The sequence below is a fragment of the Nocardia sp. NPDC004278 genome, assembly GCF_053602975.1.
Genome location: NZ_JBSGEQ010000007.1, coordinates 25957 through 41231 on the forward strand (window position 1 = coordinate 25957; position 15275 = coordinate 41231).

Consider the following 15275-nt stretch of genomic DNA (forward strand, 5'->3'; position numbering starts at 1 on the left):
CCGACATACCGGCCAGGCGGTGCTGGCCTGTCGGCTACTACTTGGCGACTGTCAGCAGGAATGCGACATCGTCGACGGCCTTGACGCTGTGCCGCGCCTTCGGCACGACCAGCAGGTCTCCGGCCGAACCCTTCCACTCATTGGTGCCGCTGATCAAGGTCAGGGTGCCGCTGAGCACCAGCAGCGTGGCCTCACCCGCATTATCGTGTTCGGCCAGACTCTGCCCCGCCGAGAGACCGACCACGGTCTGCCGCAGCGCATTGGCATGACCGCCGTAGATGGTTTGCGAACTGCGCCCGCTCGTGGCGGTAGCGGCCAACTTGAGCTGTTGGCGTGCGACCGCAGTCAGCGATTTCTTGTCCATGGACCGCCTTTCGCAGAAGCAATCAGCCGGATCAGGGCTGGTGACACGGGCTGATATCCAGGAGTATGCCCGACCGGCGGGTGACGTGTGTCCGGTTTGACCGCCAGGCAGGTTTGCGGCGTATTTGCGGCCATTCGGCGGTCGGACGGTGCCGAAGCGGCGATGCCGGCGCTTTGCCAGCTGCTCGGCTCAGGTGCGGGTGTAGCGACGGATCCGGAACCGCAGGCCGGACTTCGACTCGCACCACGGGGCGGTGTCGTCGGCGTGCCATTCGGGGCCGATGGCCGGTGCGTAGGCATCGCCCTCGACGTGCGTGTCCACCTCGGTGACCAGCAGGTCCGTCGCGAAATCCATGGCGGCCCGGTAGATTTCGCCACCGCCGATGATCCAGACGTCATCCGGTGCGCAGCTGGCCAATGCGTCGGGAAGGGCGGCGGCGCGTTCGGCGCCCGCCGCCGACCAGTCGGGCTGGCGGGTCACCACAATATTGCGGCGGCCGTCGAGCGGACGGAATCGTGGCGGCAGGGAATCCCAGGTACGCCGCCCCATAATGACCGGATGACCCAAGGTGACGGCCTTGAAGTTCGCCATATCCTCGGGCACGCGCCACGGAATGGTGTTCTCGAAGCCGATCACTCCATCCGGGGTCTGCGCCCAGATCAGGCCGATGACGCGATCCGTCACACCGCTACCGGCGCCTTGATCGCCGGGTGATGCTGGTAGCCGACCACTTCCACGTCCTCATAGGCGTAATCGAACAGTGTCGGCGCGGGCCGCAGGTTCAGCGTCGGGAACGGATACGGCTCCCGGGTCAGCTGCTCGGTGACCTGCGCGACGTGGTTGTCGTAGATATGGCAGTCGCCGCCGGTCCAGATGAAATCACCGGGCTCGAGCTCGGTCTGCTGCGCCACCATATGGGTGAGCAGCGCGTAGCTGGCGATATTGAACGGCACGCCCAGGAATAGGTCCGCGCTGCGCTGGTACAGCTGGCAGGACAACTTGCCGTCGGCCACATAGAACTGGAAGAACGCGTGGCACGGTGCCAGCGCCATCTTGTCGAGTTCGGCGACATTCCAGGCCGAGACGATGATGCGCCGGGAATCCGGATTGGTGCGCAGGGTGTGCAGCACCTCGGCGATCTGGTCGATATGGGTGCCGTTCGGCGTGGGCCAGGACCGCCATTGCACGCCGTAGACCGGGCCGAGTTCACCATTGCGGTCGGCCCATTCATCCCAGATGGAGACGCCGTGCTCGTGCAACCAGGCCACATTGGAATCGCCACGCAGAAACCACAGCAGCTCGTAGACGATCGACTTCAGATGCACCTTTTTGGTGGTGATCAGCGGGAAGCCCTTGGCGAGGTCATAGCGCAGTTGATGGCCGAAGACACTGCGGGTGCCGGTGCCCGTGCGATCCGCCTTCGCGGTGCCGGATTCGAGGACCAGTCGGAGCAGATCCTCGTACTGGGTATCAGCATTGTTGGCCACGCCTGGCGAGCTTACTCACCCCCGCACCTGGCAAGCTCGGGCCATGCGCAAGCTTTACGTGATCGGCATCGGTGCGGGTGATCCGGACCAGGTGACGGTGCAGGCGATCAAGGCCATGCGACAGGTCGAGGTGTTCTTCGTCATCGGAAAGGGGGCCGAGAAGCGGGAACTGGTCGATGTGCGCACGGCGATCCTCGCCGAACACCTCGATCATCCCTACCGCATCGTGGAGATCGCCGATCCGCCGCGCGACCGCGCGCCCGCCGATTACCAGGGTGTCGTCGAGGATTGGCACGATCGCCGCTCGGCCTTGCTCGAGGATGCCTTCGCCCGGGTCGACGGTGTCGGCGGGATTCTCGTCTGGGGTGATCCCTCGCTGTACGACAGCTCCCTGCGCATGATCGAACGGGTACTGAATCGCGGTGCGCAGCGCTTCGACTACGAGGTGATTCCCGGCGTCACCAGCGTGCAAGCGCTGGCCGCTCGGCATCGGATGGTGTTGCATCGCATCGGCGAACCGGTGCACATCACGACCGGGCGCCGCCTGCGCGAGGACGGGCTCAGCGGTTCGACAGTGGTGATGCTGGACGGTGACTGTTCGTTCACCGAGGTTCCCGGCGACGATGTGCACATCTGGTGGGGTGCGTATCTCGGCATGCCCGACGAGACGCTGATCGAGGGGCCGCTGCGCGAGGTCGAAAAGGAAATCGTCGAACGCCGGACGCGTTTGCGTGCCGACAAGGGGTGGATCATGGACGTCTACGCGCTGCGTCCGGGTGCGGGAGACGGCCAGCGGCCTTCACCGTGACGAGGACGGGTGTGGTCTCCAAGGCGTGGATCGCTTCGAGCGCGCCGAGGCGGTGGACGAGGTAGTGGTGCAGTGCCTCGGGATCGGGGCACATCGCTTGTGCGACAAGGTTTGTCGGGCCGGTGGTGGCGGCGACGAAAGCCAGTTCGTCATGGTCGGCCAGCGCGGTCGCCACCCGGTCGAGGTGCGCCGGTGCCACCGACATCCACAAAAGCGCCTGGGTGGTGGCGCCGAAGTGGGCGTCATCGAATTCGACATCGAAGAAGATCGCCTGGGTCGCTTGTAGCTCCGCGAGTCGCCGGGTGACGGTGGCTCGAGACCAACCGGTCGCGGCGGCGAGCCGGGCCAGGGTGGCTCGACCGTCTTGTTGCAGGGCCGCCAGCAGTGCGGCGTCGGTGTCGGCGAGGGCGCGGCCGGGTGCGGGATCGGATCGGTTCGGCCGCAGTTGATTTCGCTGGTGTTCGGCCAATGCGGCGGTGTGACCGCGCCATGCGGTCGGGCCGCCGAGGTAGGTGTGCAGGACGTAGTGGGCCGAGATGGCGGTGATGCCAGCGGCGCGGGGGAGGTCCTGTAGCAGGAGTGAGCGGGACGCGGCGGCATCGCGCGGAATGTGCACCACCAGTAGGATTTCCGTGCCGCCCGAGGTGATTTTGACCCAGGAGGTATCCGGGCGCCGGGCCAGGGCATGTGCGAGGTGCTGGCCGGTGGCCGTGGTCGTGGTCAGGCGGACGAGCCACTGGGTGTGCCCGGCGTGGCCCGGATCGGCGAGGCCGACCACGCGGAGTCCGGCGGTGGCGCGCAGGCGTTGGTAGCGGCGGGTGACGGTTTGCGTCGAGACGTGCAGGGCTGCCGCGATCTTGTTGAACGGCGCGCGTCCGTCGATGTGCAGGGCGTGGATCAGGCCGCGGTCGACATCATCGAGCATGGAAACATCTTTCATATCCGCGTGGAATATGGAAAGTATCCACTGATCCTTATCGGTCGATGGCTTGTTTCGGCACTTCTGCCGAAGGTGGACCGTGTCACGGGCTCGTCGGGCCCGGCCGATCGACGAAGGAGAAGTTGATGATTCTGGTGACCGGAGCGACCGGGACCGTGGGCCGCGAGTTGGTCGGCCGGTTGCTCGCGCTGGGTGTGCCGGTGCGGGCGACCACACGGCGGCCCGATACCGCCGGACTGCCCGACGGTATCGAGGTGGTGCGCGCGGATCTGGGCGATCCGGATGGCCTCGCCGATGCGATGCGCGGTGTCGATCGCGTCTTCCTGCTGTCCAGCGGACCCGAAATCCCCACCCACGACGCGAATCTCGCGCGCGCGGCGGCCCGCGCCGGGGTCGGTCACCTGGTCAAGCTGTCATCCGGTCGCACCGGCGACGACGCCGCGACCGATCCGATCCCCACCTGGCACCGCGCCGGTGAACAGGCGGTCCGTGACAGCGGAGTCGCGTGGACCATGGTGCGCCCCTTGGGATTCATGGCCAATGCCCTGCACTGGGCCGATTCCATTCGCGACCAGGGCGCGGTCTACGCACCGTTCGGCCAGGGCCGCATCGCCGTGGTCGACCCGCACGATATCGCCGCGGTCGCCGCGAAGGCACTCACCACCGGCGGCCACGAGGGCGAGATCTACACACTGAGCGGCCCGGAACCACTGTCACCCGGCGAGCAGACCGCCATCCTCGCCGACGTACTCGGCCGCCCCCTGCGCTATGTCGAGGTCGAGCCCGCCGCCGCCCGGCAGGCGATCATCGACCACGGCGTGCCGGATGCAATGGCCGACGCGATCATGGCCCTGCGCGCCACCGCCTTGGAGGCGTTCACCTCGGTCGTCCATCCCACCGTCGAGCGGATCACCGGAACCCCACCCCGTCCGTTCCGCGAGTGGGCCGAACACCACAGTCACCATTTCGCCCGAGCGGACGCGCCATAGCGTCCTCCCATGCGCGGCGTAGCCGCCCGCCGCCCAAGCGACCAAGATCAGGTGGAATCTATGGCGGCATCGCCCGAGAAAGTCCCGCCACCAGTTCCACCTGATCTTGATCCCCCCACATGCGTGAACTGCGCGGATGTCGGTGGGGCCGGGTAGCCTGGCACTCGTGCCCGAGCTACCGGAAGTGGAGGCGTTGGCGCAGTTCCTGCGGGAGCACGCGGTCGGCGCCGTGGTCGGGCGGGTCGATGTGGCGGCATTGAGTGCGGTCAAGACCTTCGATCCGCCGGTGAATGCGCTGTCCGGGCGCGATGTGACAAGTGCGGGCCGGTGGGGCAAATTCCTCGGGATGGAGTGCGACGGGCTGTGGTTGATCACGCATCTGTCGCGCGGCGGGTGGCTGCGGTGGATCGATGAGCCGAGCCAGATACCACCCAAACCGGGCGGCAAGAGTCCGCTCGCGCTGCGGGTGCACTTCTTCACCCCCGAAGGCCTGACGCCCGCATTCGACCTGACCGAGGCGGGCACCAAGAAGCGTCTGGCGGTGTACATCGTCGACGATCCGAAAATGGTGCCCGGTATCGCGCGCCTGGGCCCGGACGCGCTCGCGGTGACCGAGGACCAGTTCGGCGAAATCCTGCACGGCGCATCGCAACGCATCAAGACCGCCATCGTGGACCAGTCGCTGATCGCGGGCATCGGCAATGCCTACTCCGATGAAATTCTGCACACGGCGAAGATCTCCCCGTTCGCCAACACCAAAACCATGTCGGCGGAGACGATCTCGACCCTGTACGAGGCCATGCGTTCGGTGCTCACCGATGCGGTCGGGCGGTCGGTCGGCCAGGACGCCGCACGCCTCAAGGGGGAAAAGCGTTCCGGTATGCGGGTACACGCCCGCACCGGCCTGCCGTGCCCGGTCTGCGGCGATACCGTTCGCGAGGTCTCCTACGCCGAGCGCTCGTTCCAGTACTGCCCGACCTGCCAGACCGGCGGGAAGGTATTGGCGGACCGCCGCATGTCGCGTCTGCTCAAGTAGCGCGTCAGATCAGCGTCGGCACCCGGATTCCCTGCCAGGCAATGCGTTTGGCCCGATCCGGATCGTTCTCCAGGCGGGTGATGTCGTCGATGATCAAGGTGGTGCGTCGGTCTTCGGTATAGGCGGGCCAGGATGGCAGCGGTCGGTCGGTGCGGGCGAAGGCGAGCCAGTTGTCCTGGAACTGATGGGTGACCGATACCAGTCCACGCCGCCCGCCCGCCGCGGTAATGGCGCGGCCGAACGGGGAGTCGGCGGCGCCGAAGACCGGGATCAGGTCCGTTGCGTGGGTCGCGCCGATACCGGCGAGCCGCAATGCGCGCGGTGCGAAGTCATAGCGGTAGGTATAGGTGGGGGCGTAGCGACTGTGGCCCGCCGCGACGGTGACCGAGGGGCGCCAGAAGACATAGTCGCCACCGGCGCGAACGGCGACCTTCGCATTGGGATAGCCGGGATAGGCCGCGATCACCCGGGATTCGAGTTCCGCACCGCCCGCGCGGGTCAGCAGGGCGTGCATGCGGGACGGAGTGGTCGGCAGTTCGTCGGCGAATTTCGCGAATAGTGTGCCCTCATCGCGATTGGTGCCGATGATCAGCGGAACCTGGTGTGCGGCACCGCTGGTGATGGCATCGATCGGCGACTGTGTCAGATATTCGCCGTCGACGACCGGCGCGACCGGGTACAGCCCGGGGCGCTCCCGCAACACTTTCCCGCTCATCGTGTCGACCGCGCGGCGAATATCGTTGGCACCGGCCGTGATCAGCGCCTCGGCCGCGGTATCGGGGGTGGCGCCGAGCGCTTCGACGCACCGGCGGGCGAAGGCGCGCGCATCCTCGCCGGACATACCCCAATCGGCCGGTGGGCTCTGCGCGATGCCGCGCTGGAACAGCCCCTTGGCCGCGGGCGTGGCCAGCAGCGATAGCACCGAATGCGCGCCCGCCGATTCGCCGAAGATGGTGACATTGTTCGGATCACCGCCGAATGCGGCGATATTGCGCTGCACCCACTCGAGCGCCGCGACCTGATCGCGCAGCCCGAGATTGGCCTCGAAAGGCCGCTCGGGCGTGCCGAACTCACCGAAATCGACATATCCGAACGCACCGAGCCGGTAGTTCAGCGACACCACGATCACATCGCCGCGCACCGCGAGCCGGGCACCGGAGTACAGGCCGAGCGCCGAGGTGCCGATCAGATAGCCGCCGCCGTGAATGAACACCATGACCGGCCGCGGCGTCGCGGACGGTTCGATCGGCGCGACGACATTCAGTGTCAGGGCGTCTTCACTGGTCGGCTGGTACCGGCGCGGTCCGATCCGCGCACCGGAGCGGTGCTGCATCGCGGCGAATCCGAAGGTGGTCGCCTCGCGCACACCGGTCCACGGCCGCACCGGCTGCGGCGCTCGAAATCGCAGGTCACCGACCGGTGCGGCGGCGTAGGGCAGTGAGCGCCAGCGCAGTACGCGGCGGCCGCGGTAACCGCGGACAACTCCGTCGGCGGTCGTGATATCGGACATCTTTCCGATGGTAACTACGACCGGCGGGCCTCCAACAGGCGCAACCAGAGCTCACTCACCGTCGGGTAGGCGGGCACCGCGTGCCACAGCGTGGCCAGCGGCACCTTGCCGACAACGGCGACGGTCGCCGCGTGCAGCAGCTCACCGACCTCCGGACCGACGAAGGTGGCGCCGAGCAGCGCATCGGTCGCGGTATCGATGACGATCTTCGCGCGCCCCGAGTAGTCATCACGAGCCAAGGACGATCCGGCGACCGCGATATCGATCTCCACGGTTTCGACCGCGTAGCCCGCTTTGCGTGCCGCGGCCTCGGTCAGCCCGACCGAGGCGACCTCCGGCGCGGTGAACACCACCTGCGGCACCTGCCCGTGATCGGCGGTCGCGGCGTAGCGCACATCCGACAGCGCGCGCCCCTCGGCCCGTGCCGCGATGACATCACCGCACACCCTGGCCTGGTATTTGCCCATATGGGTCAGCGCGGCACGATGATTCACATCGCCGACCGCGTACAGCCACTCGCCGTCGATGCCGCGGACCGTCAGCCGGTCGTCCACCTCGACGTAGCCGTCGGCGAGTCCGACCGCGGCCAAGCCGAGTTCCGCCGTCGCCGGCCCGCGCCCGGCGGCGACCAGGATCTCATCGGCCTCGATCTCGGTCTCGCCGATCCGAACGGTGACGGCCCCGCCGTGGATCCACCCCTCGCCGGTGTCCTTCGCCTCGGCGCGTTCCACGCGCGTGGGTTGGGTGCCGAATCGGATCCGCACACCGGCATCGGACAGCGCCGCGGCCACCCGTTCGCGTGCGAACGGTTCGGCATTGCCCAGCAGCGCGTTACCGCGCACCAGCATGGTGATCTCGCTCGCGCCGAGTGCGGCCAACCAGGTGGCCGCCTCACAGGCGACCACACCGCCGCCGACGATCACCACCCGGCGCGGGACCTCGTGCAGATTGGTGGCATCCCGGGAAATCCACGGCAGCGCGTCACGCAGTCCGGGGATATCGGGCACCGCGGCCTTGGTCCCGGTGGCCAGCACCACCGCGTGCCGGGCGCGCAGCAGTCGTCCGCCGACCTCGACCAGTCGCTCGCCCGCGAGCCGTCCGGTTCCGCGCACCACATCGATACCGCTGTTCGCGGCCCAGTCGACCTGTGAGCTGTCATCGTGCTTATGCGTGAAGGCGTCACGGCGTTTCAGCACCGCGTCGACATCGAGTCCGCTCGCGGCGATTCCGGCCATGGCCTTCGCACCGGACAGCACATGCGCCGGTCGCAGCAGCGCCTTGCTCGGCATACAGGCCCAGTACGAGCATTCACCGCCGACCAATTCCCGCTCCACGATCGCGGCGGTGCGCTCGGTACCCGCGATGGCGTAGGCGGCGGCGTTCTCGCCTGCGGGCCCACCGCCGATCACGATGACGTCGTACTCGGCAGCGGCGTCCGAGGTCACTGCAGATAACCCTCGACCTGACGGGCCGGATTCTCCTGCGCGTCTTCCGGTGCGCCGCCCGCCTCGATCCGCGCCCTGCGCTGCCGCAGCAGATCCCAGGCCTGATCGAGCATGACTTCGAGTTCGGCGAGCTGCTGCCGCTCGGTCACCGGATCGACGGCACCGGCCGTTGCCCGCGACCGCAAGTCGTGCTCGCGGTCGACCAACTTCTTGATGCGCTCCAGGATGTCCTGTTCGGTCATGGGGACCATGCTACGACCACGCTGGCGATCCGAAGGTTTCGTGCGATCCGGCCCCGGCCGCCGGCACATCGATACCTTGCTGCAGCGCGGCCACGATGCCGTCCAGGATTTCGTACAGCGCCGCGATCGAATGGTCGGTGCCGAGCATCCAGTTGTCGAGGCCGACGCCGAAGGCGGCGAAACAAGTGGCGGCCACGAGTTGCGGGCGTAAATCGGAGTCGGGCAGTCCGGAACGCTCGGCGAGGAATTGGGCGAGGGCATGTTTGCGGCTCATCGCCCCGGTGAAATTCTCTTGGCGCAGTTCGGGATTGGTGACCAGCAGGTGCCGGGCGCGGCGGGCGGTATCGGCCTGATGACGGCGCAGCGCCGCCTCGGATTCGTCGAGCAGCAGCTCCTGGATCGCCGAACGCATTGCGGTGAGCGCGGATTCGGTGACCGGTCGACGCTCGAGTGCGGAAAGCAGTTGCGTCATCAGATCTTCCTCGTGCGCGAACACCACTGCCATCTTGGAGGGGAAGTGACGGTGGAAGGTGCGCCGCGAAACCTGCACGGCGTCGGCGATCTGCTGCACGGTGGTCTGCTCGAAACCCTGCCGCTCGAACAGGCGCAGCGCGGTCTCGATCAGTTCCCGGCGGAGTCGGGCCTTTTCCTTCTCGCGCAGACCGCTCTGCTCCATGCACCCTCCCGAATATATCTGTCTCAAAGTGACACTTTCTAGCTTAGTCTGGTTAAAGTGTCTCATTGAGACAGCAGCTCTGAGCGATAGGAAGTGTCGATGCGTCGCACTCTGATCACCCTGGCCACGGCGGCCATCCTGACCGGCTCCTTGGCCGCGACCGTCCAGGCGGATCCGGCCGGACCGGCGCCGGGAACGGTGGTGCGCGACCAGACACTGCCATCGGACCTCTGGCTCGACGGCACCGGATCCGCGCGGCGACTCACCTACTGGACGCGCGACTCCGACGACCGCCCCGCCCAATCGACCGGCGCGATCTTCCTCCCAGTGGGTACGCCCCCACCCGGCGGCTGGCCGGTGCTGTCATGGGAACACGGAACCGCCGGCGTCGGCGATGACTGCGCCCCGTCGACGGCGGGCCGCTCCGACCGCGACAAGAACTATCTGGCCACCTGGCTGCGGCAGGGCTATGCCGTCGTGGCCACCGATTACATCGGACTGGGCACACCCGGAGTGCACGCCTATCTCGATGGTCGCGCCGAGGCGCATGCCGCGATCGATATGGTGCGCGCCGCCCGCGCCGTCGACGACTCGCTTTCGTCGAAATGGGTGGCCATCGGTCAGTCCCAGGGCGGCGGGGCGACGGTGTTCACCGCGTCGCTGGCCACGAAATATGGTCCGGAGCTGGACTATCGCGGTGCGGTAGCCACCGGACCCGCTTCGAATATCGTCGACGCGTCCACGTTGGTCGGCCCGTCGACACCGAACATCCAGTCGTCGCACCTGACCGCCTACGCGACATATGTGATGAACGGGTTGAAGGCGGCGCGCCCGGACTTCGACCTGGACAGCTACCTCACCCCCGTCGGCAAGGAATTGGTCGACGCGGCCCAGACGCTGTGCTTCACACCCCTGGCCCAGCGCGCCGAGGGCGTCACCCTGAATCAGCTGTTCTCCCGGCCGCTTTCGGACGGCGACTTCGCCGCGACCGCACGTCCGATAATGGATGTGCCGATGACCGGATACGACCGCCCGCTGTTCATCGGCCAGGGCACCAATGACACCGATGTGCCCGCGCCGTTGACCGCGAAGCTGATCGCCGACCTGCAGGCCAATGGCGTCCGGCCCGAGGTGCATATCTATCCCGGCCTGGATCACAGCGCGACCGTCGCGGGTTCGCTACCGGACAGCATGCCGTTCGTCGCCCGACTGTTCGGCTGAACCTGAGACTGCAGGCAGGCTCCGGCAATCGGAATGGCGCTGTTCAGCTCGTTCCAGCTCAGTGCGGTGTAGCCGAGGGCGATTCCGAAGGTATGCGGACCAGCTGCCGTGGCGAGTGGATGTTGTTGTGCCGCAAGGTGGTGGCGCGACAATCCGTCGAGCGCCACACCGCGCGCTCGACCCACGGCCACGGCACGCTGTTCGGCTTCGGCCGAATCCAGTGGCACCACCACGTGTGAACCGGCGTCGTCGCCGAGTATTTCGAGTCCGCGGCGGCGTAGTTCGTCCACGACGAGGGCTCGGCGCGGGGCCACTGTACGGCGCAGTCGGCGCAGGTGTCGCGCGAGATCGCCGTGGCGGGCGAATTCGGCGAGTACTCGTTGGCCGGCGGGGCTCGGGCCGGTGCCGGTTCGTTCGCGGTGCGCGACAACGGCTTCGGTGATATCCGGGGCGGCGACGAGCCAGCCGATGCCCAAGGTCGGCGAGAAGATCTTGCTCGTGGTGCCGAGATGGACGACGACGTCCGGGGCCATGGCGGCCAGCAACGGCAAAGGAGCAGTGTCGTAGCGCAATTCGCCGTCGTAATCGTCCTCGATGATGAGTACGCCCGCGCGCCTGGCGAATTCGACGAGTTGTACGCGACGTGCCGCCTGCATGCGAGTACCGAGTGGAAATTGGTGTGCCGGAGTGCAGTACACGGCCTTGATACCGTCCGGCAGTCGGTCGACGCGCAGACCGTCGGCATCGATCGGCACCGGGACCACCCGGACACCAGCCGCGAGGAATGCGCCCGCCGCGCGCTGGTAGCCGGGATCCTCCATGGCGATGGTGTCGCCGGGGCGCAGCAGTGCGGCCGCGAATTCGACTACGGCAGAACTGGTTCCGGCCGTCGCGAGCACCACGGTCTTGCTGCCCGCGCCGAGACCGCGGTGGCGCAGCAGATGTTCGGCGACCGCCGCGCGATAGTCCGGTTCGCCGCCGCGGTCCTTGCGCACGATGGGGGAGTCGTCCGCGGCCGCGCGCCAGGCGCGTCGCCAGGCCGCCTGATCGATCGCTTCGATGCATGGTGCACCCGGGCCGAGGTCGAGCAGTTCCGGCGGGTGCTCGGCAGTAGCGCGCGGACTCGGCCGGGCGGGCGCTTCGATGGGGGCGGTCGTCAGGTAGGTGCCCGAACCGCGGCGGCTCGCGATCCAGCCCTCCGCATGCAATTGGTCGTAGGCCGCAGCGACCACCGTGCGGCTGACACCGAGGCGCTGGGCGAGCGAGCGCGAGGAGGGCAGCCGGTCATCCGCGCGCAGCAGGCCGGAGCTCGCCGCGGCCCGCAGACCCTCCGCGACTTGCACCGATAATGGCTGGTCAGCGTCGCGGTCGAGAATCAGTGGAAGTTCGTCCAGCATCGCCACCTCCCAAAATTGGACTGTTCAAATTTCCATGAATTGGCTATTTCAGAATGCCACTTTCACCTCCACGCTAGAAGTATGACGAAGTCGATCAACTCTCGGCCGCCACTTTCGCCGACCGCGCGCACCACCCTGACCCGCTCCAAAGAGCGCGGCCGGACCGACCGGGCCGAACTCGACGCAGTCCTCGACGCCGGACTCGTCTGCCACCTCGGCGTGCTGCTCGGCGACAGCCCGGTGGTGCTCCCGACCGTCTACGGCCGCGACGGCGACACGCTGTATCTGCACGGCTCGACCGGTGCCGGAAATCTGCGGGCGGCGCTGACCGGTGATATCTCCATCGCCGTCACCCTGGTCGACGGCATCGTCTACGCCCGCTCGGCCATGCACTTCTCCGCGAACTTCCGCTCGGCGGTGGTGCGCGGCCGTGCGGTCGAACTCACCGACACCGATGAGTGCATGCACGCGCTGCGGGTAATCGTCGAACACGCCGCGCCCGGGGCATGGGATCGGGTGCGGTGGCCGAACAAGAAGGAAATGGCCGCCACGATGGTGCTCGCCCTCGATCTGACCGAGGCCTCGGTCAAGGTCCGGACCGGCGGTCCGAAGGACGATGCCGCCGATATCGAGACCGGCGGTGTGTGGGCGGGCGTGCTGCCCATGCGTCAGATCTGGGACGCCCCAATCTCTTCGGATGATCTGGAGCCGGGCGTCGAGGTGCCGCAGGATGTGCTCGATCGACTCGGCATCGCCTCGGTCACCACCTCGTGATCGTTCCGATCATGCCGGGCACGTGGTCCTGCGGATACGAAAGGCCCGATCCAAACGAGCGGATCGGGCCTGATCGTCTTTCTCGCGAAGAACTTACGGGCGGTTGAACTCGCCGTCGTTAACCCCCGCGGTGAAGGTGTCCCATTCGCCAGAGGTGAAGACGAGTCCGGGGTCAGCCGGATTCTTCGAATCCCGAACCCCGACCATGCCCCCATCGAAGAACGCGACTTCCACGCACTCAGAGTCGCCGGCGCTGTGGGTGCTCTTGAACCACTGTGCCCCAGTCAGATCGATTTTCACGGCATGAACTCCTTGCTGCCTGGTTGACGTCGCCTTACTTCCGGTCGAACTCGCCGTCGCGAGCGCCGCCGATGAACGCATCCCATTCGCCGGGGGTGAAGACGAGTGCGGGGCCGGTCGGATTCTTGGAGTCACGCACGCCGACAAAGCCACCGCTCAGGTGTGCAACCTCGACGCATTCTTTCCCGCCTGCGCTGCGACTGCTCTTGAACCACTTAGCCCCGGTCAGATCGATCTTCACGGCATGAACTCCTTTGCTACCTGCCTGAGCAGGTGCTTGCTCTCCATTGGGTTCAACGCTACCCGGTGTATCTCCCCGAACGCCCGTCGATATTGTCGGACGCTCTTGGGGCGCTCCAGATACATGTCCCCGGTGTAGCTTTCGACGTAGATTGTGGTCGGCTCTAGCGGCTGGCCCTTACCGTCGACGCCGAAGTCGAGAATGATGAACGGGCCGGTGGAAATGCCCAACGGGAACGCTGCCGAGTTCGGCAGGATGCGGACCGTGACGTTGGACGGCAGGTCGGCGAGGTGTCGGAGTTGCGCGGCCATCACCTTCGGACCACCGACCATGCGCCGTAAAACAGCTTCGTCGAGCACGAGGTCCGCTTTGATCGGGGACACCCGGCGCGTAATGAGATTCTGCCGTTCTCGCCTGACTCGGATGCGCCGCTGGAGTTCGTTGTGGGTGTCGTCGATGAAGTACAACTTATCGAGCGCGAGGGCGTAGTCCGCGGTTTGGAACAGACCAGGGACCAAGTCCGGCCGGTAGATCCTCAGCTCTTCGGCGGCAGCTTCCAACCCGACGTAGACGTTGAAGTTCTCTGGCAGGAGGTCGCCGTACTGATGCCACCAGTTGGGTTCTCGGCCTTGGCGTGCAAGAGCTTTGAGTACTTCGACCATGTCCGGACGGTCGTACAGCAGGCACAGCGCTTGGAGGACTTCGTCGTGGATCAGCGGTGCCGCGCCGGTCTCGAGCCGTTGTAGCGTTCCAGCGCCTTTGCCAATTGCCTTGCACGCCAGCCGGATCGACAGGCCCGACCCCTGACGCATGTCGCGCAGATAGCGGCCAAGCTGTCGATGCGGCACGCCGACTGTCGGCTCGGCTGCTGGCGGCTCGCTGACACCCTTACTCTTTGCCATCAGTACATTTCTCCCCGGTCGGTGGATCACGCCTAGTGCTGAATCTGGGTCATACGTCAACTCACTCGTGGATCACTCCCGTCGGACAGCCTGGACCACCCACAGGGAAAATGTGGCAGTTTTCCTGGATCGCCTCGTGGATGACCCAAACGGGCTGATCAGCTGCTTTCCTTCGTTCCGCATCCGGTCCGGGATGGTCTTCCTCGTCATCGGGATCACTCCCACCCGGGTACGGATCAGGGGTCTCGGGGACCGGGTGCACCCAACAGCCATCGACTCACGGAGGTCGGTACATGCCGAGCCGAGAACTTCCACAGCGAGCCGCGTTCCTTGGACCACAGCACAGGGTCTACTGCGATGTGCCAACCGAGGTAGTCGAGCGCTACCTCGAAGCCCTCCGAGCGTGGGTACCTCTCGAACGGCTAAGCGCCGAGATGCCCTGTCCCACATCGGGTTCAGCGATTTGGATCGTGAGGCAGCGATGAGGTCGAATCCGTTGCGCACCACGCAGATACCAGCTGGGAAGGTCGCGGTGTGGCGGCTCGTCAACCGCGCTGCTCGCATACTTCGTGTTCAGCTCTGCGGCGAGGCGTTCACCGCATATCGCCTGCCGTCGCGAACGCCGCTGCCCGGAGTGCAGCCCGGAACGATCATGTTCGACGCTGATCCCGATCTGGTCGACGCCCGCGAACTGCTGCCCCAGCACGGCGACCTGTGGGACGCGGTTCGCGAGGAATACTGGTCCGCGCTACTGAACATGTCGGATCTCCCTTCCGCGCAAGCGGGGATGTGAACGCGATGTTCGGACTTCGGCCATGGAGTGGCGAAATAGCGCCCTCGGTAAGGGATCTCCTTGCGATATTCCACGAGGACACCATGCGAAAGCTCGAACTGGCCCCGACTGACAGCGCTCCGAAACATCACACATCGGACGGCAATGTGA

18 protein-coding genes are annotated in these 15275 nt (G+C 66.6%); 6 read left to right on the forward strand and 12 right to left on the reverse strand.

Features of this window, described 5'->3' with window-relative positions:
• Positions 1-37: 37 nt before the first annotated feature.
• The 3 genes from ACWEO2_RS12825 to ACWEO2_RS12835 all read right to left on the reverse strand — a co-directional run bounded on the left by ACWEO2_RS12825 (position 38) and on the right by ACWEO2_RS12835 (position 1851).
• Entirely contained in the window at positions 38-364 is a 327-nt protein-coding gene (locus ACWEO2_RS12825; RefSeq protein ID WP_355176414.1) for a cupin domain-containing protein, read from the reverse strand.
• A gap of 189 nt (positions 365-553) precedes the next feature.
• Complete coding sequence (locus tag ACWEO2_RS12830) at positions 554-1048, reverse strand: dihydrofolate reductase (RefSeq protein WP_354957150.1); 495 nt, start codon at positions 1046-1048, stop codon at positions 554-556.
• Complete coding sequence (locus ACWEO2_RS12835; RefSeq protein ID WP_452405456.1) at positions 1045-1851, reverse strand: thymidylate synthase; 807 nt, start codon at positions 1849-1851, stop codon at positions 1045-1047. Before ACWEO2_RS12835 ends, ACWEO2_RS12830 begins: the two co-directional genes overlap by 4 nt.
• Before the next feature lie 43 nt (positions 1852-1894).
• Here ACWEO2_RS12835 and cobF point away from each other — a divergent pair, with 43 nt between their 5' ends.
• A complete protein-coding gene (gene cobF, locus ACWEO2_RS12840; RefSeq protein ID WP_452405457.1) occupies positions 1895-2659 on the forward strand; it encodes a precorrin-6A synthase (deacetylating) in 765 nt (254 codons plus the stop codon).
• Here cobF and ACWEO2_RS12845 read toward each other — a convergent pair.
• Positions 2601-3584 carry an Lrp/AsnC family transcriptional regulator gene (locus tag ACWEO2_RS12845; protein WP_452405458.1) on the reverse strand — a complete coding sequence of 328 codons (984 nt, stop codon included), beginning with the start codon at positions 3582-3584 and terminating at the stop codon, positions 2601-2603. The two genes, cobF and ACWEO2_RS12845, sit on opposite strands and share 59 nt — an antisense overlap.
• 140 nt (positions 3585-3724) lie before the next feature.
• Between ACWEO2_RS12845 and ACWEO2_RS12850 the strand changes: the two genes are divergently transcribed.
• Positions 3725-4588 carry an SDR family oxidoreductase gene (locus tag ACWEO2_RS12850; RefSeq protein ID WP_452405459.1) on the forward strand — a complete coding sequence of 288 codons (864 nt, stop codon included), beginning with the start codon at positions 3725-3727 and terminating at the stop codon, positions 4586-4588.
• Positions 4589-4754: 166 nt separating this feature from the next.
• A complete protein-coding gene (locus ACWEO2_RS12855; RefSeq protein WP_452405460.1) occupies positions 4755-5624 on the forward strand; it encodes an Fpg/Nei family DNA glycosylase in 870 nt (289 codons plus the stop codon).
• Positions 5625-5628: 4 nt separating this feature from the next.
• Here the strand turns inward: ACWEO2_RS12855 and ACWEO2_RS12860 are convergent, their stop codons facing one another.
• Genes ACWEO2_RS12860 through ACWEO2_RS12875 form a run of 4 tightly spaced genes read right to left on the reverse strand, consistent with a single transcriptional unit; the run spans position 5629 to position 9497 of the window.
• On the reverse strand, positions 5629-7134 hold the full coding sequence (locus tag ACWEO2_RS12860) for a carboxylesterase/lipase family protein (protein WP_452405461.1): 1506 nt from the start codon (positions 7132-7134) through the stop codon (positions 5629-5631).
• A gap of 14 nt (positions 7135-7148) precedes the next feature.
• Positions 7149-8579: a dihydrolipoyl dehydrogenase family protein gene (locus tag ACWEO2_RS12865; protein ID WP_452405462.1), complete on the reverse strand. Its 1431-nt coding sequence runs from the start codon at positions 8577-8579 to the stop codon at positions 7149-7151.
• On the reverse strand, positions 8576-8821 hold the full coding sequence (locus ACWEO2_RS12870; protein WP_452405463.1) for a DUF2630 family protein: 246 nt from the start codon (positions 8819-8821) through the stop codon (positions 8576-8578). The genes ACWEO2_RS12865 and ACWEO2_RS12870 overlap by 4 nt, the downstream gene beginning before the upstream one ends.
• Before the next feature lie 10 nt (positions 8822-8831).
• Entirely contained in the window at positions 8832-9497 is a 666-nt protein-coding gene (locus ACWEO2_RS12875; protein WP_452405464.1) for a TetR/AcrR family transcriptional regulator, read from the reverse strand.
• Between the two features lie 99 nt (positions 9498-9596).
• On the opposite strand from ACWEO2_RS12875, the gene ACWEO2_RS12880 reads away from it, so the two are divergent.
• Positions 9597-10718, forward strand: coding sequence for a lipase family protein (locus tag ACWEO2_RS12880; RefSeq protein WP_452405465.1), 1122 nt, complete (start codon positions 9597-9599; stop codon positions 10716-10718).
• Here the strand turns inward: ACWEO2_RS12880 and pdxR are convergent.
• Positions 10652-12115: a MocR-like pyridoxine biosynthesis transcription factor PdxR gene (gene pdxR, locus ACWEO2_RS12885; RefSeq protein ID WP_452405466.1), complete on the reverse strand. Its 1464-nt coding sequence runs from the start codon at positions 12113-12115 to the stop codon at positions 10652-10654. The two genes, ACWEO2_RS12880 and pdxR, sit on opposite strands and share 67 nt — an antisense overlap.
• Before the next feature lie 81 nt (positions 12116-12196).
• On the opposite strand from pdxR, the gene ACWEO2_RS12890 reads away from it, so the two are divergent.
• The gene (locus tag ACWEO2_RS12890; protein WP_452405467.1) at positions 12197-12889 is read left to right on the forward strand and encodes a pyridoxamine 5'-phosphate oxidase family protein; all 693 of its coding nucleotides are present in this window, start codon (positions 12197-12199) and stop codon (positions 12887-12889) included.
• 93 nt (positions 12890-12982) lie between these two features.
• On the opposite strand, the gene ACWEO2_RS12895 is transcribed toward ACWEO2_RS12890, so the two are convergent.
• Genes ACWEO2_RS12895 through ACWEO2_RS12905 form a run of 3 tightly spaced genes read right to left on the reverse strand, consistent with a single transcriptional unit; the run spans position 12983 to position 14332 of the window.
• Entirely contained in the window at positions 12983-13189 is a 207-nt protein-coding gene (locus tag ACWEO2_RS12895; RefSeq protein WP_452405468.1) for a DUF397 domain-containing protein, read from the reverse strand.
• A 34-nt stretch (positions 13190-13223) separates the two neighbouring features.
• Positions 13224-13430 (reverse strand): DUF397 domain-containing protein, encoded by a 207-nt coding sequence (locus ACWEO2_RS12900; RefSeq protein WP_452405469.1) that lies wholly within the window; start codon positions 13428-13430, stop codon positions 13224-13226.
• On the reverse strand, positions 13427-14332 hold the full coding sequence (locus ACWEO2_RS12905) for a helix-turn-helix domain-containing protein (protein ID WP_452405470.1): 906 nt from the start codon (positions 14330-14332) through the stop codon (positions 13427-13429). The genes ACWEO2_RS12900 and ACWEO2_RS12905 overlap by 4 nt, the downstream gene beginning before the upstream one ends.
• Positions 14333-14813: 481 nt before the next feature.
• Here ACWEO2_RS12905 and ACWEO2_RS12910 point away from each other — a divergent pair, with 481 nt between their 5' ends.
• Positions 14814-15125: a hypothetical protein gene (locus ACWEO2_RS12910; protein WP_452405471.1), complete on the forward strand. Its 312-nt coding sequence runs from the start codon at positions 14814-14816 to the stop codon at positions 15123-15125.
• Positions 15126-15275: the final 150 nt, after the last annotated feature.